The organism is Mesorhizobium sp. WSM4850 (assembly GCF_055811735.1).
In genome coordinates this window covers 36,512-55,130 of the sequence record NZ_JBVVPV010000040.1, presented here as the reverse complement: position 1 = coordinate 55,130, position 18,619 = coordinate 36,512, and the positions used below count along the sequence as shown (strand labels likewise).

At 62.2% G+C, this 18,619-nt stretch carries 17 protein-coding genes; 11 read left to right on the top strand and 6 right to left on the bottom strand.

Translation table 11 applies throughout. The annotated features are described in order from the left end of the window. Window positions 1-77 precede the first annotated feature (77 nt). From AC0L2Z_RS27760 to AC0L2Z_RS27730, 7 genes are all read left to right on the top strand, one after another. Window positions 78-851 carry an enoyl-CoA hydratase gene (locus AC0L2Z_RS27760; RefSeq protein ID WP_128169865.1) on the top strand — a complete coding sequence of 258 codons (774 nt, stop codon included), beginning with the start codon at window positions 78-80 and terminating at the stop codon, window positions 849-851. Window positions 852-1,055: 204 nt separating this feature from the next. Beyond that, window positions 1,056-1,322, top strand: a complete 267-nt coding sequence (gene rpsT / locus AC0L2Z_RS27755) for a 30S ribosomal protein S20 (protein WP_023802137.1) — start codon at window positions 1,056-1,058, stop codon at window positions 1,320-1,322. Window positions 1,323-2,257: 935 nt separating this feature from the next. Continuing rightward, window positions 2,258-3,730 carry a chromosomal replication initiator protein DnaA gene (gene dnaA / locus AC0L2Z_RS27750; protein WP_023802135.1) on the top strand — a complete coding sequence of 491 codons (1,473 nt, stop codon included), beginning with the start codon at window positions 2,258-2,260 and terminating at the stop codon, window positions 3,728-3,730. 323 nt (window positions 3,731-4,053) lie between these two features. Continuing rightward, window positions 4,054-5,172, top strand: a complete 1,119-nt coding sequence (dnaN, locus tag AC0L2Z_RS27745; RefSeq protein WP_023802134.1) for a DNA polymerase III subunit beta — start codon at window positions 4,054-4,056, stop codon at window positions 5,170-5,172. Window positions 5,173-5,302: 130 nt separating this feature from the next. Then, window positions 5,303-6,457 (top strand): DNA replication/repair protein RecF, encoded by a 1,155-nt coding sequence (gene recF, locus AC0L2Z_RS27740; protein WP_473480099.1) that lies wholly within the window; start codon window positions 5,303-5,305, stop codon window positions 6,455-6,457. A 274-nt stretch (window positions 6,458-6,731) separates the two neighbouring features. After that, window positions 6,732-7,487: a molybdopterin-synthase adenylyltransferase MoeB gene (locus tag AC0L2Z_RS27735; protein ID WP_473629842.1), complete on the top strand. Its 756-nt coding sequence runs from the start codon at window positions 6,732-6,734 to the stop codon at window positions 7,485-7,487. 3 nt (window positions 7,488-7,490) lie between these two features. Beyond that, complete coding sequence (locus AC0L2Z_RS27730) at window positions 7,491-7,973, top strand: GNAT family N-acetyltransferase (RefSeq protein WP_287226905.1); 483 nt, start codon at window positions 7,491-7,493, stop codon at window positions 7,971-7,973. A gap of 28 nt (window positions 7,974-8,001) precedes the next feature. Here the strand turns inward: AC0L2Z_RS27730 and AC0L2Z_RS27725 are convergent, their stop codons facing one another. Next, entirely contained in the window at window positions 8,002-9,003 is a 1,002-nt protein-coding gene (locus tag AC0L2Z_RS27725; protein ID WP_023802130.1) for a 2-hydroxyacid dehydrogenase, read from the bottom strand. A gap of 157 nt (window positions 9,004-9,160) precedes the next feature. Here AC0L2Z_RS27725 and AC0L2Z_RS27720 point away from each other — a divergent pair, with 157 nt between their 5' ends. Then, window positions 9,161-9,718, top strand: a complete 558-nt coding sequence (locus AC0L2Z_RS27720; protein ID WP_027151699.1) for an SH3 domain-containing protein — start codon at window positions 9,161-9,163, stop codon at window positions 9,716-9,718. A gap of 181 nt (window positions 9,719-9,899) precedes the next feature. On the opposite strand, the gene irrA is transcribed toward AC0L2Z_RS27720, so the two are convergent. Continuing rightward, window positions 9,900-10,331 (bottom strand): iron response transcriptional regulator IrrA, encoded by a 432-nt coding sequence (gene irrA, locus AC0L2Z_RS27715; protein WP_023802128.1) that lies wholly within the window; start codon window positions 10,329-10,331, stop codon window positions 9,900-9,902. A 243-nt stretch (window positions 10,332-10,574) separates the two neighbouring features. Between irrA and fabA the strand changes: the two genes are divergently transcribed. From fabA to fabI, 3 genes are all read left to right on the top strand, one after another. After that, window positions 10,575-11,093, top strand: a complete 519-nt coding sequence (fabA, locus tag AC0L2Z_RS27710; protein ID WP_023802127.1) for a 3-hydroxyacyl-[acyl-carrier-protein] dehydratase FabA — start codon at window positions 10,575-10,577, stop codon at window positions 11,091-11,093. Between the two features lie 128 nt (window positions 11,094-11,221). Further along, a complete protein-coding gene (gene fabB, locus AC0L2Z_RS27705; protein WP_091599979.1) occupies window positions 11,222-12,442 on the top strand; it encodes a beta-ketoacyl-ACP synthase I in 1,221 nt (406 codons plus the stop codon). An 11-nt stretch (window positions 12,443-12,453) separates the two neighbouring features. Continuing rightward, a complete protein-coding gene (gene fabI, locus AC0L2Z_RS27700; RefSeq protein ID WP_023802125.1) occupies window positions 12,454-13,266 on the top strand; it encodes an enoyl-ACP reductase FabI in 813 nt (270 codons plus the stop codon). A gap of 142 nt (window positions 13,267-13,408) precedes the next feature. Here fabI and AC0L2Z_RS27695 read toward each other — a convergent pair whose 3' ends face one another. From AC0L2Z_RS27695 to corA, 4 genes are all read right to left on the bottom strand, one after another. Further along, window positions 13,409-14,422, bottom strand: coding sequence for a class I SAM-dependent methyltransferase (locus AC0L2Z_RS27695; RefSeq protein WP_473629841.1), 1,014 nt, complete (start codon window positions 14,420-14,422; stop codon window positions 13,409-13,411). A 91-nt stretch (window positions 14,423-14,513) separates the two neighbouring features. Continuing rightward, on the bottom strand, window positions 14,514-16,661 hold the full coding sequence (gene pnp, locus AC0L2Z_RS27690) for a polyribonucleotide nucleotidyltransferase (protein WP_023802123.1): 2,148 nt from the start codon (window positions 16,659-16,661) through the stop codon (window positions 14,514-14,516). A gap of 405 nt (window positions 16,662-17,066) precedes the next feature. Beyond that, a complete protein-coding gene (gene rpsO / locus AC0L2Z_RS27685; protein ID WP_274609416.1) occupies window positions 17,067-17,441 on the bottom strand; it encodes a 30S ribosomal protein S15 in 375 nt (124 codons plus the stop codon). 77 nt (window positions 17,442-17,518) lie between these two features. Then, a complete protein-coding gene (corA, locus tag AC0L2Z_RS27680) occupies window positions 17,519-18,613 on the bottom strand; it encodes a magnesium/cobalt transporter CorA (RefSeq protein WP_128169861.1) in 1,095 nt (364 codons plus the stop codon). Between the last annotated feature and the right edge of the window lie 6 nt (window positions 18,614-18,619).

Sequence of the window (18,619 nt, the reverse complement as noted above, 5' to 3'; positions counted from 1 at the left end):
GTGGGGGTGTAAGCCAGGTGCCGGGGTGTGAGTTGGACGCCTGATGCAAGGAGATGACCGAGTGAGGAGATACAGTCATGGCCTATGAAACGATTATCGTCGAAACCCGCGGCAAGGTCGGGCTGATCACGCTGAACCGGCCGAAGGCGCTCAATGCGCTGAACTCGCAGGTCCTGGCAGACGTGGTCGCGGCCGTGAACGGCTTTTGCGCGAATGCCGACATCGGCGCGATGGTTATCACCGGCTCCGAAAAAGCCTTCGCGGCAGGTGCCGACATCAAGGAAATGCAGGCGATCTCTTTTGTCGACGCCTATGTGCAGGATTTCTTTATCGGCTGGGAAGAGCTCACCCGGGCGCGCAAGCCTGTCATCGCGGCGGTGGCCGGCTATGCGCTCGGCGGCGGCTGCGAACTGGCGATGATGTGCGATTTCATCATCGCCGCCGACAACGCCAGGTTCGGCCAGCCCGAGATCACGCTCGGCGTCATGCCGGGCATGGGCGGATCGCAGCGCCTGACCCGTTTCGTCGGCAAGTCGAAGGCGATGGACATGTGCCTGACCGGACGGATGATGGATGCGGCGGAAGCCGAGCGTTGCGGCCTGGTGTCGCGTGTCGTGCCCGCCGGCGAATTGCTCGAGGAGGCGTTGAAGGCGGCGGGCAAGATAGCCGATTTTTCGCTGCCGTCGGTGATGATGGCGAAAGAGGCCGTCAACCGCGCCTATGAAACGACGCTGGCCGAGGGGCTGCGGTTCGAGCGCCGGCTGTTTCACTCACTGTTTGCGCTCGATGACCAGAAGGAAGGCATGGCGGCCTTTGTCGAGAAGCGGAAGCCAAATTTCTCGAACCGGTAGCCAAATTTATCGAACTGGTAGATGGGGACGACATCAGCCGGGAGCGAGCGACAGCAGCGGCCCAAAAAGAAGGCGAAGCAGCGTTGACGCGCCGGAAAAGCTGAACTATAAGCCGCACCAACCGAGGCGGCCCTGTGGCTGCCCGTTTGTTTTTTGCGCCTTGCGGCATCCCGCATGCGCCCACCAGATCAGAAGAGAGGCATCATGGCCAATACCTCCTCGGCCAAAAAGGCAACGCGCAAGATCGCCCGCCGCACGGCGATCAACAAGAACCGCCGCTCGCGCGTGCGGACCTACATCCGCCAGGTCGAAGAGGCGCTCGCCTCGGGCGACAAGGCGGCCGCCCAGGCTGCTTTCAAGGTGGCTGAGCCGGAATTGATGCGCGCCGCGAGCAAGGGCGTGGTGCACAAGAATACGGCATCCCGCAAGGTGTCGCGCCTGGCCCAGCGCCTCAAGGTGTTGTCGGCCTAACCCGGATATCCGGGCTGATATACCTTTACTAAACTTGTCCTTTTCAGACCCGGCCGCTCGTGCCGGGTTTTTTCGTTTGCCGGCAAGTACTTAAAAAGAAAGCCCGCAAGCAACACCCCGCACGATTTCGAAGTTCGAATTGCTTTGCCGGCATATACATGCCGGCTGACAGGCGCAGCCGCTGAAAGCGTTCACGGCGAAAATATCAACTGTCGAAAATGACCTTTATTTTTCAAACGGTTGCGGACGGTCATCCACAGCTTGTTCACATCGGGTGCGAGGGATGGGGGACAATTGCCTGTCAAGAAAATTATTTGATAAAATTTCGCGCGACGCGGCCTTTTTCACATTCGCCGGAAAAGGGTTTGAATCACAATGGGTTTGTCAAAACAAGCCAGTGCAACGCAGGCTCCGAACCCGTTTGCGCTAACCACATTCCTTAAAAATCCGTTAGTCGTGGCCTTGCCCTATCCACAGCGATTTCGCTAAGGTCTGTCTATCGAGAGGGACGGGCCGTTGGCCCTTAACCCAGCCTGAATCGGCCAGCAAAAAAGTGGCAGAATTCATGACGCGGATCATCTCCGCGTACGGGTTTGGTTTGCCTTTTCGATACGGTAGGGGAATGGCGTAATTGTACATGGCAGATCAATGACGCGCCGGCGTTTCGCCGGGCGGAATTGCATTGCCCTGACATGACCAAAGCGGGCTGGCTCCGAGGAGCCGGCGCCGGTTCCCCGACAATGAGGCGACATCAGCTGCCGGCGGCGGCGATGGTGTCGCTGTGAGGACACGGTCGCCGGAAACATGGATGCAGGAGGCGCATTCCCGGCGGAAAAAGGTACAAAAGGACAAGGAACTCGATCATGCAGAGCGGCATCGAAAGGGAGCTTACGGGCGACCTCCCATTCCCTGGGACCTTAACCGAAGGGGACGCTATGTCGGCTTCCATCGACGCGGAACAAAAGTTCGACCGGGTCAAGGCCCAGTTGAAGGCGCGTCTGGGAACCGAAGTCTATTCGAGCTGGTTCGGGCGCATGAAGGTCGCCGAGGCGTCCCGGGGCATTGTCCGCATCTCGGTGCCCACCGCCTTCCTGCGCTCGTGGATCAACGGCCACTACCTCGACCTCATCGCCGAGCTGTGGAAACACGAGGATCCTGAAATCCTCAAGATCGAGATCGTCGTGCGCACCGCTACCCGCCCGGGGCGCAACGGCGTCGAGCCCGAAGTGGCCCCGGCGCGCAAGATGACCAGGCAAGCGCAAACGGCGCTGGCCGCGGGAACAGCGGCCCCCGGCAGGGTGGAGCGGGTACCGGCACCTCGCCCGGGAATGCCTGCCGAGACCGAGTTCCGGCACAATGTGCTCGGTTCGCCACTTGACCCGCGCTACACGTTCGGCTCCTTCATCGAAGGACCGTCGAACCGGGTGGCCTTCGCCGCCGCCAAGGCGGTGGCGGAATCGCAGTCGAGCGCGGTGCGCTTCAATCCGCTGTTTCTGCACGCGACGGTGGGGCTGGGCAAGACGCACCTGCTGCAGGCGATCGCGGCGGAATCGCTGAAGCAGAATCCGAAGTCGCGCGTCGTCTATCTCACGGCCGAATATTTCATGTGGCGGTTTGCCACCGCGATCCGCGACAACAACGCGCTGACGCTGAAGGAACAGTTGCGCGACATCGACCTCCTCATCATCGACGACATGCAGTTCCTGCAGGGCAAGTCGATCCAGCATGAATTCTGCCATCTGATCAACATGCTGCTCGACAGCGCCAAGCAGGTGGTGGTCGCCGCCGACCGGCCGCCGTCGGAACTGGAATCACTGGAGCCCCGCGTCCGCTCGCGCCTCAACGGCGGCGTCGCGCTCGAAATGTCGGCGCCGGATTTCGCCATGCGGATCGGCATGCTCAAGCTGCGCCTTGCCACCGCCAAGGCCGACGATCAATCGCTCGACATCTCGGAGGAGATCCTCAACCATGTCGCCCGCACGGTGACCGGCAGCGGGCGTGAACTCGAAGGTGCGTTCAACCAGCTTCTGTTCCGCCAGTCGTTCGAACCGCAGATCACCATCGACCGCATCGATGAGATCCTCGGCCACATCTATCGTTCGGGCGAGCCGAAGCGGGTGCGCATCGAGGACATCCAGCGCATCGTCGCGCGCCACTACAATGTGTCGAAGACGGAACTTCTGTCCAACCGGCGCACCCGCACCATCGTCAAGCCGCGGCAAGTCGCGATGTACCTGTCGAAGGTGATGACACCGCGCTCCTTGCCGGAGATCGGGCGGCGTTTCGGTGGCCGCGACCATACGACGGTGCTGCACGCCGTGCGCAAGATCGAGGATCTTTCAGGCGTCGACAACACGCTGGCGCAGGAGCTCGAATTGCTGAGAAGACTGATCAACGACCAGGCCTGACCGGCCCGAAAAAACAGAAGCGTGTCGCGTCTGGATGGCTGCAACGCGCTTGAAATCTCTGTCTTTATGCACGTCGTTGCCGCAAAGCCCATGCACACTCTCGGGCCTGACCCGAGGGCATGCTTTTGGGCGACAGGCATGGCTTGCGGGCTTCGCCGGTTTTATCCCAAGAAAGCCCGCGTAACCGGCCCGAACCGTCAGCACGGGCTTGCGTTCACGGGTTTTTTCCTGTCAGTTTGTGCAGATTCTGAGCCTGTTCAGACCTTTCGCGGGTTGCCGCTTGCCGGAGACCCGCTCATTCATTCAAGCGAGCCTGTTTCGTCATGCGTGTTATCCTGGAACGGTCAAATCTCCTGAAGTCGCTCAACCACGTTCATCGCGTGGTCGAACGGCGCAACACTATACCGATCCTGTCGAACGTGCTGCTGAGCGCCGAAGGCGCCACCCTTGAAATGAAGGCGACCGACCTCGACCTGGAGGTGACCGAAGCCACGCCCGCCAAGGTCGAGCGCGGCGGCGCGACGACGGTCCCGGCGCACCTGCTCTACGACATCGTGCGCAAGCTCGCCGACGGCGCGGAGGTCATGCTGAAGACCGACGAGGACGGCAACGCCATGACGGTGACCTCGGGCCGCTCGAGCTTCCGCCTGCAGTGCCTGCCGCAATCCGATTTCCCGGAGCTTTCGGCCGGATCGTTCTCGCATATCTTCCGGCTTGATTCGGTCGCGCTCAAGGGCCTGATCGAGAAGACCCAATTCGCCATCTCCACCGAAGAGACGCGCTACTACCTGAACGGCATCTACCTGCACACGCATGACGCCGACGGCAAGCTGAAGCTGCGCTCGGTAGCGACCGACGGCCATCGGCTGGCGCGCGCCGAGATCGACGCGCCGGCAGGATCGGAAGGCATGCCGGGCATCATCATTCCGCGTAAGACGGTGAGCGAATTGCAAAAGCTCGTCGACGACCCTGATATCGCGGTGACCACCGAATTGTCCGACACCAAGATCCGTTTCACCATCGGCAGCGTCGTTTTGACCTCGAAGCTGATCGACGGCACCTTCCCGGACTATCAGCGGGTGATCCCGACCGGCAACGACAAGAAGCTGATCATCGACCGCCAGAGTTTCGCCGCCGCCGTCGACCGCGTATCGACCATTTCGTCCGAACGCGGCCGGGCGGTGAAGCTTTCGATTGGAGAAGGCCAGGTCACGCTTGCAGTCAACAATCCGGATTCGGGCAGCGCCACCGAAGAACTGGCCGCGGATTATTCGTCCGACGCGATCGAAATCGGCTTCAACGCCAAATATCTGCTCGACGTCGCCGCCCAGTTGACCGGCACCGAGGCAAAATTCATGCTGGCGGATGCCGGCTCGCCAACGCTGATCCACGACATGGCCGACGAAACCACCCTCTACGTGCTGATGCCGATGCGGGTCTGATGCATGTCGCGCAAAAGTGTGCCGCGGTTTTGCGATAACGACATGGATAAAAACAACAAACCTAAAGCGCGTCGCATGAGGCCGGTCAAACGCGGCGCGCTTTAGGCCCGAACGAGGCCATCTTGCTGTCATGACCGGAGTTGCGAAGCAGCCTGAGCGCGATCAGCAGACTCATATAAGTAAGCTTTCGCTTACCAATTTCCGCAATTACACAACACTTTCGATCGATCTCGATCCCGGCCCGGTGGTTTTTTCCGGTGACAATGGTGCCGGCAAAACCAATCTGCTGGAGGCGATTTCCCTGTTGACGCCGGGGCGCGGCCTGCGCCGTGCGCCTTATGCCGACGTGGCGCGCGAAGGCGGCGACGGCGGCTTTGCCATTCATGCCCGGCTCGATGGGCCGGTCGGCCCGGTCGAGATCGGCACCGGCATCGCGGGCGGCGACGCCGCCGAAGGCGGCCGGCGGGTGCGGATCAACGGCGCGGCGGCGCGCTCGGCGGAGGACATGCTGGAATGGTTGCGCGTCGTCTGGCTGACACCGGCGATGGATGCATTGTTCACCGGGCCGGCCGCAGATCGGCGGCGCTTTCTCGACCGGCAGGTGCTGGCGATCGATCCGGGCCACGGCCAGCGCGCGCTCGACTACGAAAAAGCGATGCGCGGCCGCAATCGACTGCTCGCCGAAGGCTCGCGCGATGGCGCCTGGTTCGATGCGATCGAGACGCAAATGGCCGAAACCGGTGTGGCGATTGCCGCGGCGCGTGCCGAACTGGTGCGCCTGCTCACCGCCATGATCGACAGGCTGCCAAGCTCCGGTCCATTTCCGCAAGTCGACATCGGCCTGTCCGGCGCGCTGGAAAGCGAGGTCACAACCAGCGCGGCTGTCGATGTCGAGGAGCGGTTCCGCCGCGCGCTTGCCGAAGCTCGCGATCGCGACCGCGCCGCCGGGCGCACGCTCGACGGCCCGCACCGGTCGGACCTCGTGGTGCGGCACCGGCCCAAGGCGATGCCGGCCGAACTCTGTTCGACGGGCGAGCAGAAGGCGCTGCTGGTCGGCATGGTCCTGTCGCACGCCCGGCTGACCGGCGAGATGTCTGGCATGACGCCGATCCTGCTGCTCGACGAAATCGCCGCCCATCTCGACGCGGGCCGACGCGCCGCGCTGTTCTCGATCCTCGAAGAGCTGAATTGCCAGGCTTTCATGACCGGGACCGATGCGGCGCTGTTTTCCAGTCTCGACGGACGCGCGCAGTTTTTGACCGTCGATCATGGCACGGTTCGGTGAATGGTGAATGGTGAATGGTGAATGGTGGTGAGAGCGCCATTATTTCACTAATCACTAATCACTAATCACTACTGAGTGGTCGCTATTCACTATTCACTATTCACTATTCACTATTCACCTATTCACTATTCACTATTCACTATTCACTATTCACTATTCACTATTCACTATTCACCATTCAACCGCTGCGCACCCCGATGGGCAGGCCGGTGGCAGGCTTTGGCAACGTGCATTACCGCCTGACAAGGTTTTTCTCCCGCTATATGGTCCGGCGATGATCACCACCGCGCTCACCGACGAAGAACTCGAACGCTACGCCCGCCACATCGTGCTGCCCGAGATCGGTGGCGCCGGCCAGCAGCGACTGAAGCGGGCTCGGGTCCTGGTCGTCGGCGCCGGCGGGCTGGGAGCGCCGGTGCTTGAATATCTTGCCGCAGCCGGCATCGGCACGCTCGGCATCGTCGACGACGACAGCGTCTCGCTGTCGAACCTGCAAAGGCAGGTGATCCACGGCACCGGCGCTGTCGGCATGGCGAAGACCGACAGTGCCAAGGCGGCGATCGCCCGCATCAACCCCAACGTCGCCGTGGAACTACACAATCTCAGGCTGACGGCGGACAACGCCCCTGCCCTAGTCGCCCGATATGACATCGTCGTCGACGGCTCCGACAATTTCGAAACCCGTTATGCGGTGGCCGACGCCTGCGCCGCGGAAAAGCGGCCGCTGGTCCATGCCGCCGTCGGCCGCTTCGACGGCTCGGTGACCGTGCTGAAACCGTTCGAGACCGGCACCGACGGCAGGCCGAATCCGAGTTATCGCGATCTTTTCCCGGAACCACCGCCGGCCGGCCTGGTGCCATCCTGCGCCGTGGCCGGCGTGCTCGGCGTGCTGACCGGCGTCGTCGGCACGCTGCAGGCCATGGAGGCGATCAAGCTGATCGCCGGCATCGGCGAGCCGCTGGTCGGCCGGCTGCTGCTTTACGATGCGTTGGCCGCGCGCTTCGACACGATCCGCTACAAGAGCAGCTAGATTTTGGGCAGCCTGGTTTCCGTCGCGCAGCTTCCGGCCGATTTCGAGCGTTGGGACGAGGTGCTGGCGCTGATCATGCGCGCCTTCGCTGCCATGGACGGCGTCATCGATCCGCCATCGTCGGCGCATCGGCTCACGGTCGAGAATCTCCGCGACAAGGCCCGGCAGGAGACGGGCTTTGCGGCGCTGAACGACGGCAGGATTGTCGGCTGCGTTTTTGTCCTCGAGCGGGCCAGAGATTTCTATGTCGGAAAGCTCGCGGTCGAACCGGATTTTCGGGGACAAGGCATTGCCAGGCGGCTGATGCAAGCTGTCGAGGACCTTGCCTGCGACCGCGGCAAGCCTGCGATCGAGCTTCAGACGCGGATCGAATTGACCGGGAATCACGCGGCCTTTGCCCGCCTTGGCTTTCGCGAAACGGAACGGACGGCGCACACTGGCTATGACCGACCGACCTCGATCACCATGCGCAAGGTGCTTTCGTAAGTATACGCTAACTTAAGATGGCAGCCGGTCACGTCCGCAGCGGCAGTACGCGATCCGGCGGCCGATGGCCATCGAAGAAGGCGCGGATGTTGATGATCACCTTCTCGCCCATGTCGATCCGGCCTTCGAGCGTCGCCGACCCCATATGCGGCAACAGCACGACCTTGCCCTTGGCGGCGAGCTTCAGCAATTTGCTGTTCAGCGCCGGCTCATGCTCGTAGACGTCGAGCCCGGCGCCGGCGATCTTGCCGTCCTGGATCAGCTTGACCAGAGAGTCCTCGTCGATGATGTCGCCGCGCGCCGTGTTGACGATGTAAGCGGACGGTTGCAGAAGCGCCAGCCGCCGCGCCGAAAGCAGATGGAAGGTCGCCGGCGTCGACGGACAATTGACCGAAATGATGTCCATGCGGGCAAGCATCTGGTCGAGGCTTTCCCAATAGGTCGCCTCCAGCTCATCCTCGACCGCAGCAAGGACGCGATGGCGGTTGTGATAGTGGATCGACAGGCCAAAGGCCTTGGCCCGCCGGGCGACGGCGGTGCCGATGCGGCCCATGCCGACAATGCCGAGGCGTTTGCCCCAGATACGCCGGCCGAGCATCCAGGTCGGCGACCAGCCGGCCCATTTCTTGTCGCCGGTCAGCACATTGGCGCCTTCCGCCAGCCGCCGCGGCACCGCCAGCATCAGCGCCATGGTCATGTCGGCGGTATCTTCGGTCAGCACGTTCGGCGTGTTGGTGACGGTAATGCCCTTCTTCGCTGCTGCTGACACGTCGATCTTGTCGACGCCGTTGCCGAAATTGGCGATCAGCTTGAGGTTGTCGCCGGCCTGAGCGATCAGCGCCGCGTCGATTTGATCGGTTATGGTCGGCACCAGCACGTCGGCTTCCTTGACCGCCGCGACCAATTCCGGCTGCGTCATCGGCCGGTCTTCGACATTCAGCCGGGCGTCGAAAAGCTCACGCATGCGGGTCTCGACCGGGTCGGGCAGCTTCCGCGTGATGACGACGAGGGGCCTTTTTCTGCCTACCATTGTTTCCTCGAACCCGACCTCGTTGAGACCTCTTTAACCAAGACAGGCGAAACTGCAGGCCGGTCGCGGTGCCAGTTCTCCATGTAACAAGAGGTTCCGCCGAAGACAAAGAAAAAGGGGCGCCAGGGCGATGAGCCGGCGCCGAAAGGGAACGAAAGTGTCTGGTTTCGCGTCGCTCCGCCTGGCCCTCAGCGCAGCATTTCTCGGCGCTCTGCTTTATTCCCCGGATGTGGCGGCACAGAATGCGGCAGCACCGACCCAGAGCGTCACGCTCGGGCCGAGCGGCCTGCCGCTGCCGCGCTTCGTCAGCCTGAAGGCCGGCCGCGTCAACTCCCGCGTCGGACCAGGCGTCAACTATTCCGTCGACTGGATGTATATGAAGCCCGGCCTGCCGATGGAGATCATCCAGGAATTCGACACCTGGCGTCGGGTGCGCGATGCCGACGGCTCGGAAGGCTGGATCAACCAGTCGCTGCTTTCAGGTCGCCGCACGGCGATCGTAGCACCCTGGCAGCGCGGCAAAGATGCCCGAATCAACCTGCTCGACGACCCGCAAAAGGATGCCGGCATCGTCGCAATCGTCGAGCCTGGCGCCATGGGCACGATCAAGTCCTGTGACGGCCAGTGGTGCGAAATGACCTTCAGTGGCCACACCGGCTGGCTCGCCCAGTCGCTGGTCTGGGGCGCCTATCCGGGCGAACGGGTCAAGGACTGACCTCTTCTTGCCGGTTCGGGATGATGGTCCAACGCATGTCGCGCAAAAGTGCGCAGCGGTTTTGCGATAACGACATGCGTAAAAACAACAACCTGAAGCGCGTCGCATGAGGCCGGCCAAACGCGACGCGCTTTAGAGGCCGATCAGGCGAGACGGTATCTCGCGGCCTCATCAGCGCCGATCACTCGCAGCGTTTCGGGCGCAGCCTCACCACAATATCGACATTGGCGATCTCCATGCCCTCCGGCGGCTCCGGCAGGTTGGAAACCGTGACAGGACCGCTGGCGATGTCAAAAATCCTGTTTTCGCCCTCAATGTAGAAATGATGGTGATCGGAGGTGTTGGTGTCGAAGTAGGTCTTCGACCCCTCGACGGCCAGGATGCGCAGAAGGCCCGCCTGGGTGAATTGATGAAGGGCGTTGTAGACGGTGGCGAGCGATACCGGCACGCCGGCGGCGATTGCCTCCTCGTGCAGTTCCTCGGCCGACAGATGGCGGTCGCCTTTGGCAAAAAGCAGATCGGCCAGCGCAATGCGCTGACGCGTCGGCCTCAGGCCAGCTTCGCGAACCCGCTTGTCCACAGCGACATTTTCCTTCCGGCAGCCCAGATCCATCTATCCATCCAAGCTCAAGTTTCGCCTCAAAACCTGTCCAGAACGGCAAAAAACCAACATTGACCGAACCTGGACATCCCCCGACATATATTCTGTCGGCCGAATACGATCAATAGCGCGCATTGACCCCGGCAGGCGGGCGGGTTAAGCGCAAACGCCGGTTTCCGGCCTGAAATAGATTGTGTTAGGAAACCAACGACAAGGGCGCGCTACCGCCCGGACGATTATTGGGGACGGAGACTGATGGCGGTTTCGAAATCCAGCTACGATTACGAGGAACTGCTTGCCTGCGCCCGCGGCGAGCTGTTCGGACCTGGAAACGCCCAGCTCCCCTATCCGCCGATGCTGATGTTCGACCGCATCACCGAAATCAGCGAGACCGGCGGCGCCTTCGACAAGGGCTTCATCCGCGCCGAATTCGACATCAAGCCGGACCTGTGGTTTTTCGCCTGCCACTTCATCGGCAACCCGATCATGCCGGGGTGCCTGGGCCTCGACGCCATGTGGCAATTGACGGGATTCTACCTCGGCTGGCTCGGCGAGCCGGGCAAGGGCATGGCGCTGTCGACCGGCGAAGTGAAATTCAAAGGCATGGTGACGCCGTCGGTCAAGAAGGTAGAATATGGCGTGGATTTCAAGCGCGTGATGCGCGGCCGGCTGGTGCTGGGTATCGCCGATGGCTGGCTGAAGGCGGATGGCGAACCCATATACGCAGCAACGGATCTCAAGGTGGGTCTGTCCAAGCAATCGGCCGCCGCCTGACCGGCGCCTGCGCAGCGCGGCGAGTCCGCGGGAGGCGCAAGGGAAGCTGTAGAACTTAATTTGCGCACCCTTGTCCGGCAGGTTTCGGTCCGGCAGGTTTCGGGTTCATGCGCTGGAAGGAGTTGCGAATGAGACGGGTCGTAGTGACAGGCCTCGGCATCGTGTCGTCGATCGGCAACAATGCCAACGAGGTGCAGGCCTCGCTGCATGATGCCAGATCCGGCATCAGCTTCTCCGATTCCTTCGCCGAACACGGCTTCCGCTGCCAGGTCTGGGGAGCGCCGACGCTCGACCCAGCCGCGCTGATCGATCGCCGCGCCATGCGCTTCCTGTCGCAAGGTGCGGCCTGGAACCATGTCGCCATGGACCAGGCGATCGTGGACGCTGGACTTGGCGAGAACGACATCACCAATGAGCGCACCGGCATCGTCATGGGATCGGGCGGACCATCGACCAGAACCATCGTCGAGGCCGCTGAAACCACGCTCAAGAACGGCAGCCCCAAGCGCATCGGCCCGTTCGCGGTGCCGAAGGCGATGTCGTCGACCGCTTCGGCGACGCTCGCCACCTGGTTCAAGATCCACGGCGTCAATTATTCGATCTCTTCGGCCTGCTCGACCTCGGCGCATTGCATCGGCAATGGCTACGAACTGATCCAGTGGGGCAAGCAGGACATGGTCTTCGCCGGCGGCCATGAGGATCTCGACTGGACGATGTCGGACCTGTTCGACGCGATGGGCGCCATGTCCTCCAAGTTCAACGACCGGGCATCGGCTGCCTCGCGCGCCTATGACGTCGATCGCGACGGCTTCGTCATTGCCGGCGGCGCCGGCGTGCTGGTGCTGGAAGAACTCGAGCACGCCAAGGCGCGCGGCGCCAAGATCTACGCCGAGGTCGTCGGCTATGGCGCGACCTCCGACGGCTTCGACATGGTGGCGCCCTCGGGCGAAGGCGCGGTGCGCTGCATGCGGCAGGCGCTGGCGACCGTCTCTTCGCCGGTCGACTACATCAACACGCACGGCACCTCGACGCCGGTCGGCGATTCCAGGGAAATGGGCGCGATCCGCGAGGTGTTCGGCGAAAACATGCCGTTCATCACCTCGACGAAATCACTGACCGGCCACTCGCTGGGTGCGGCCGGCGTGCAGGAATCGATCTACTCGATCCTGATGATGCAAGGCGGCTTCATCGGCGAGAGCGCCCATATCGAGCAGCTCGATCCGGAATTCGAGGGTATGCCGATCGTGCGAGAGCGCATCGACGATGCCAGGATCGACACCGTCTTGTCCAACTCGTTCGGTTTCGGCGGCACCAACGCAACGCTGATTTTCCAGCGCTATTCCGCATAAGGACTGCCGCCATGGACGGATTGATGAAGGGCAAGCGCGGGCTTGTCATGGGTGTCGCCAACGACCATTCGATCGCCTGGGGCATCGCCCGGAAACTGTCCGAACATGGGGCGGAACTCGCCTTCACCTATCAGGGCGAAGCCTTCGGGCGCCGGGTCAAGCCGCTCGCCGACAAGCTCGGCTCCTCGCTGGTCGTGCCTTGCGACGTCGAGGACAGCGCATCGGTTGCCGCTACCTTCGAGACCTTGGGCGAGGCCTGGGGCGGCCTGGACTTCGTCGTCCACGCCATCGGCTTTTCCGACAAGAACGAGCTGAAAGGCCTTTACGCCGACACCAGCCGCGACAATTTCGTCCGCACCATGGTCATCTCCTGCTATTCCTTCACCGAGGTCGCCCGTCATGCGGCCGCGCTGATGAAGGACGGCGGCTCGATGATCACACTGACCTATGCCGGTTCGGTCCGCGTCATGCCGAACTACAACGTCATGGGCGTCGCCAAGGCCGGGCTTGAAGCCAGCGTCCGCTATCTCGCCAACGACTACGGCCCGCGCGGCATCAGGGTGAACGGCATATCCGCCGGACCGGTGCGGACACTGGCCGGCGCCGGGATTTCCGACGCACGCCACATGTTTTCCTACCAGCAGCGCAATTCGCCGCTGCGCCGCACAGTGACCATCGACGAAGTCGGTGGTTCCGCGCTCTATCTGCTGTCCGACCTGTCGTCGGGCGTCACCGGCGAAATCCACTATGTCGATTCCGGCTACCACATCGTGTCGATGCCGGCGCTCGACGAGCTGAAGCGGACCGACAGCGGACGAGAGTAATTTCGGCCGCAGAAGATGCCTTGAAGCGCGTCGCGTTTGAATGGATTCATGCGACGCGCTTTAAGTTCTTGTTTATGCATGTCGTTATCGCAAAACCGCTGCGCACTTTTGCGCGACATGCATTGGTCCCGTGAACCAGCCTTCAGCGGCGCGCCGCGAAAACCTTGAACATGCCGTCGCGGGCGATCTCGGCATGGCTGGAGAAGGCGGCCGCCAGCACCGGCTCGTAGGGAAGCTGGCGGTTCGCCACCATGAACAGCCGCCCGCCCGGCTTCAGCGCCTTTGCCGCGGCGCGGATCATGCCGGTGCCGATCTCGGGCTCGGCCGCCCGGCTGCGATGGAAGGGCGGGTTCATGGCGATGGCGTCATAGCGCCGCTCGACCGGCTCGCTCAAAAGATCGATCCAGAAGAAATTGGGTTCCGTCGCTGTGTTGCCGATATTGCCTTTCGCCGCCTCCAGCGCATCGAACTCGGCCTCGTAGAGATCGAGCGCCGATATGCCAGGTGAGCGGGCGGCGATTTCGGCCGCCACATAGCCCCAGCCGGCGCAGAAATCGGCAACGCTGCCACGCAGATCGCCGGGCAGATTGTCGACCAGCAATCTCGAACCTGCATCGATCTTGTCGAAAGAGAACATGCCTGGCGCGGTGCGGAACCGATCCTCGACCAGAAGGGCTGGATTGGCGGCGCGAAGTGCCGTTGCGAGCGCAGCATCGGCAGGTTGATGAAACCAGAAGGCGATGCCGTGATGTTTCGGCAAATGGCCGTCGAGCGGCACAAGCTCGTCGATGCGCTTGCGCAGGCTGGCAATGCCATCGTCCTTGGCGCCGGCAACGACAATCGATCCGCCCGGCCTCACACACTCGATAGCCTCGGCGATGCGCAATTCGTTCTGCCCGCGATGGCGGCCGGCAAGCACCAATGCCGCATCGAAGCCTTCGCCCTCCAGGCGCGGCGTGACGGAGGAACCGGCCGCCTGCAGCGCGCGATAGTGCGGCCGGAAGCCTTGCACCAGATGCAGTGCTGCATCAAAACCTTCGGGCAGGCGGAAGCCCGGCTCAGCGCCCAGAAAGAGGACACGCTCGCCCTTACGCGGCAAGGAAACAGCCTCCGCCTCGAACGGATGGAACAGTGTCTTCAGCGGCTCAGCGGACATTTTTCGATCTCGAAGTGCAGCTGGCTTGACCAGAAAATGAAAGCGGGCGCGACCTGTCGGCGCGCCCGTTTCGATTGTTCGGTCAGATCGCTCAGGCGGCGTCTTCTTCGCCGTCGGCCTTCTTGTCGCGGGCGATTTCCTTGCCGGTGGCCTGGTCGACGACCTTCATCGACAGGCGTACCTTGCCGCGTTCGTCGAAGCCCATCAGCTTGACCCAGACCTTGTCGCCTTCCTTGACGACGTCCGAAGTCTTGGCAACGCGATCATTGGCGAGCTGCGAGATGTGGACGAGGCCGTCACGCGGACCGAAGAAGTTGACGAAAGCGCCGAAGTCGGCCGTCTTGACGACCGTGCCCTCGTAGATTTCGCCGACTTCCGGCTCGGCGACGATGGTGTGGATCCACTTCTTCGCCGCCTCGATCTCCTTGGCGTTGGACGAAGCGATCTTGACCGTGCCGTCGTCCTCGATGTTGATCTTGGCGCCGGTCTTTTCGACGATCTCGCGGATGACCTTGCCGCCCGAGCCGATCACGTCGCGGATCTTGTCGGTCGGGATGTGCATGACCTCGATGCGCGGCGCGAATTCGCCGAGTTCGGAGCGCGCGCCGGACAGCGCATGGCCCATTTCGCCGAGGATATGCTGGCGGCCGTCCTTGGCCTGATCCAGTGCGATCTTCATGATCTCCTCGGTGATGCCCTCGATCTTGATGTCCATCTGCAGCGAGGTGATGCCGTTGGCGGTGCCGGCAACCTTGAAGTCCATGTCGCCGAGATGGTCCTCGTCGCCGAGGATGTCGGAGAGCACCGCGAAGCGCTCGCCTTCCTTGATCAGACCCATGGCGATGCCGGCGACCGGCTTGGCCAGCGGCACACCGGCATCCATCAGCGCCAGCGAGGTGCCGCAGACGGTAGCCATCGACGACGAGCCGTTGGACTCGGTGATCTCCGAGACGACGCGCAGCGTGTAGGGGAACTGGTCCGATGTCGGCAGCATCGGGCGGATCGCGCGCCAGGCGAGCTTGCCGTGGCCGATTTCGCGGCGGCCGGGCGAACCCATGCGACCGGTTTCACCGACCGAATAGGGAGGGAAGTTGTAGTGAAGGAGGAACTTCTCCTTGTACATGCCGGTCAGCGAATCGACATACTGCTCGTCCTCGCCGGTGCCGAGCGTGGCGACGACCAGCGCCTGGGTCTCGCCGCGGGTGAACAGCGCCGAGCCGTGGGTGCGCGGCAGGACGCCGACTTCGGAGACGATCTTGCGAACCGTCTTCAGATCGCGGCCGTCGATGCGCGAACCGGTGTCGAGGATGTTCCAGCGCACGACCTTGGCCTGGAGCTCCTTGAACACGGTGCCGATCTGCTCGGACGTATACTTGGCTTCTTCGCCTTCGGCGGGTGCGAACGCAGCCTTGACCTTCGCCTTGACGGCGTCGACGGCGGCATAGCGCTTCTGCTTGTCGGTGATCTTGTAGGCATCGCGAAGCTCGCCTTCGACGATCTTCAGCATCTCGGCTTCAAGCGCCGAATAATCCGGCGCGGTGAAGTCACGCGGATCCTTGGCGGCGACTTCTGCCAGCTTGATGATGGCGTCGATCACCGGCTGGAAGCCGCGATGGCCGAACATGACGGCGCCGAGCATCAGATCCTCGCCGAGTTCCTTGGCTTCGGACTCGACCATCAGCACGGCGTCGGAGGTGCCGGCGACGATCAGGTCAAGCTTGGATTCCTGCATCTCGTCGACATGCGGATTGAGCACATATTCGCCGTTGATGTAGCCGACGCGGGCGCCGCCGATCGGACCCATGAAAGGGACGCCGGACAGCGTCAAAGCCGCCGAGGTGGCGACGATCGACAGGATGTCCGGGTCGTTTTCGAGATCATGCTGGACGACGGTGACAACGATCTGCGTGTCGTTCTTGTAACCGTCAGCGAAGAGTGGGCGGATCGGACGGTCGATGAGACGGGAAACCAGCGTTTCCTTTTCGCTCGGACGGCCTTCGCGCTTGAAATAGCCGCCCGGGATCTTGCCGGCGGCATAGGTCTTTTCCTGGTAGTTGACGGTCAGCGGGAAGAAATCGAGGCCCGGTTTTGGTTCCTTCATCGAAACGACGGTGGCGAGAACCTTGGTTTCGCCGTAGGTGGCGAGCACCGCGCCGTCAGCCTGGCGCGCAATCTTGCCGGTTTCGAGGATGAGCGGACGGCCGCCCCATTCGATTTCCACTTTGTGGTGATTGAACATGTCTTGTCCTTCATATGCGGAAAGGGCCGCGCCATTTCACCGTGCGCGAGTGCCCCTTTCCCTTGGCTTCGTTTCTCGGGCAGCCACGGGCAAGACAACGGGAAGCTCGGGTAAATCCGGCGCGGGTGCCGCGCGAGCGTCCTGCAATCCTGCCCCATGACCGTCCATGGGCGGTTTCGAATGGCCCTGTGCTATATCGAAACCGGGTCTGGCCAATCGATCCGACTGGCCTTGCGCATGACCCGAAAACCGCGGCTCTCGGAAATGCCTTGCGCAAATTCAAAGTTCAGAGCGTCCCATGTGCGCGTCCAAATCGAAGCGCGGCGCTCTACTTCCTTCATTGGAGCAACGGACTGCTCCAATGCGCGACCGGCGGGCTCTCGAAAGAACCCGCCGGTCAATTCGTCAACGGCGCAGACCGAGCTTCTCGATCAGCGTCTGATAGCGCGCGTCGTCCTTGCGCTTGAGATAATCAAGCAGGCTGCGGCGCTGGGAGACGAGAGCGAGCAGACCACGGCGGGAATGGTTATCCTTCTTGTGGTCCTTGAAATGGTCGGTCAGGTTCTTGATGCGCTCGGAAAGGATGGCCACCTGGACTTCCGGAGACCCGGTATCGCCCTTAGCGGTTGCGAATTCACCCATCAATTCCTTCTTGCGCTCGGCAGTAATCGACATCGTGTTTTTCCTTATCTGTTTGAGGAAACGGGACGCCCTCGGCCGGGATGTCGTCCAGCAGGGGCCGGTACAAGCAACGTGGCATTGCACGATGCTGCGGCGCATATAGGGCAATTCAGGCAAAAACACCAGCCCAATTCACAAGCCGGCTTTTTGCTGCACAAACGAAGATTTCGCCTCGGCTAAAGCCACTTCTTCCATCTGAAGAAGGCGACAAGCACGAGCGCGACAACGGCCATGAACACCAGCGCTGCCGGATAGCCGTATTGGGCCTTCAGCTCCGGCATGTTCCATGGCGAGGCTTCGGGGTCGAAGTTCATGCCCCACACGCCAGCGAGAAAGGTGAGCGGGATGAAGATCACCGAGACGATCGTCAGATAGCTGATGACGTCGCTGGTGCGTGCCTGACTCAGCGACAGATGCATCTCGATCAGACCGGTCAGCATGTCGCGCTGGGTTTCGACCAGTTCGATGAGCCGAAGCGAGTGATCGAGCGTGTCGTTCAGGAAGATCTTGGTCTCTGGCTTGACGTAGGGCACGTCGTTGCGGATCAGCGTCGCCAGCGCGTCGCGCATCGGCCAAAGCACCCCCTTCAGCACGTTGGCGTCGCGCCGCAACTCGTGAAGCCGCCGCATCTGGTGCTTGTCCGCCGCGCGCAGCATCTGGTCCTCGATGCTGTCGACCAAGTCGCCGGCGGTCTCGATCGGCGGGAAATAACTGTCGACGATGGCGTCGATCAGCGCATAGGCGAGATAGTCGGCGCCGCGTGAGCGCAGCCGGTTGGGCATCGAGCTTTCGATGCGCTTGCGCACGGGATCGAACGGATCGCCTTCGCGCTCCTGGAAGGTGACGACGAAGTTCCTGCCGAAGAAGACCGCGATCTGCTCGTAACGATGCGCGGTGACGTCGTCGATCATCCTGACGACGACGAAGGCATGGTCCTCGAAGAAGTCCACCTTCGGCCGCTGGCCGGTGTTGACGACGTCTTCCAGCGCCAGCGGATGCAGGCTGAAAATCCGGCCGATCTCCTCGATCAGCGGGATGTTGGCGAGACCGGTGCAATCGAGCCAGATGACCGGCCATGCGTTGCAATGAGCATTCAGGTCGTTGATGCTGGCATCTTCGATTGTCTCGAATTTGTCGGGCGACATCAGTGTCAGTCGCAGTTCGCTGCGCCGCGCCGCAGGGTCGGCGATCAGTGTGCCTGGTGATGCGCCGATCGGTGGCCGCCGTGCTGTCACCGGCGCCCGCTTCCTGATCGTCTCGGCCTTTGCCATGTGCCC

What these genes read in the sequence shown, in the direction of transcription:
- AC0L2Z_RS27760 (WP_128169865.1), top strand. Translation starts at nt 78, where the DNA reads ATGGCCTATGAAACGATTATCGTCGAAACCCGCGGCAAGGTCGGGCTG.
- rpsT (WP_023802137.1), top strand. Translation starts at nt 1,056, where the DNA reads ATGGCCAATACCTCCTCGGCCAAAAAGGCAACGCGCAAGATCGCCCGC.
- dnaA (WP_023802135.1), top strand. Translation starts at nt 2,258, where the DNA reads ATGTCGGCTTCCATCGACGCGGAACAAAAGTTCGACCGGGTCAAGGCC.
- dnaN (WP_023802134.1), top strand. Translation starts at nt 4,054, where the DNA reads ATGCGTGTTATCCTGGAACGGTCAAATCTCCTGAAGTCGCTCAACCAC.
- recF (WP_473480099.1), top strand. Translation starts at nt 5,303, where the DNA reads ATGACCGGAGTTGCGAAGCAGCCTGAGCGCGATCAGCAGACTCATATA.
- AC0L2Z_RS27735 (WP_473629842.1), top strand. Translation starts at nt 6,732, where the DNA reads ATGATCACCACCGCGCTCACCGACGAAGAACTCGAACGCTACGCCCGC.
- AC0L2Z_RS27725 (WP_023802130.1), bottom strand. Translation starts at nt 9,003, where the DNA reads ATGGTAGGCAGAAAAAGGCCCCTCGTCGTCATCACGCGGAAGCTGCCC.
- irrA (WP_023802128.1), bottom strand. Translation starts at nt 10,331, where the DNA reads ATGGATCTGGGCTGCCGGAAGGAAAATGTCGCTGTGGACAAGCGGGTT.
- fabA (WP_023802127.1), top strand. Translation starts at nt 10,575, where the DNA reads ATGGCGGTTTCGAAATCCAGCTACGATTACGAGGAACTGCTTGCCTGC.
- fabB (WP_091599979.1), top strand. Translation starts at nt 11,222, where the DNA reads ATGAGACGGGTCGTAGTGACAGGCCTCGGCATCGTGTCGTCGATCGGC.
- fabI (WP_023802125.1), top strand. Translation starts at nt 12,454, where the DNA reads ATGGACGGATTGATGAAGGGCAAGCGCGGGCTTGTCATGGGTGTCGCC.
- AC0L2Z_RS27695 (WP_473629841.1), bottom strand. Translation starts at nt 14,422, where the DNA reads ATGTCCGCTGAGCCGCTGAAGACACTGTTCCATCCGTTCGAGGCGGAG.
- pnp (WP_023802123.1), bottom strand. Translation starts at nt 16,661, where the DNA reads ATGTTCAATCACCACAAAGTGGAAATCGAATGGGGCGGCCGTCCGCTC.
- rpsO (WP_274609416.1), bottom strand. Translation starts at nt 17,441, where the DNA reads ATGCGCCGCAGCATCGTGCAATGCCACGTTGCTTGTACCGGCCCCTGC.
- corA (WP_128169861.1), bottom strand. Translation starts at nt 18,613, where the DNA reads ATGGCAAAGGCCGAGACGATCAGGAAGCGGGCGCCGGTGACAGCACGG.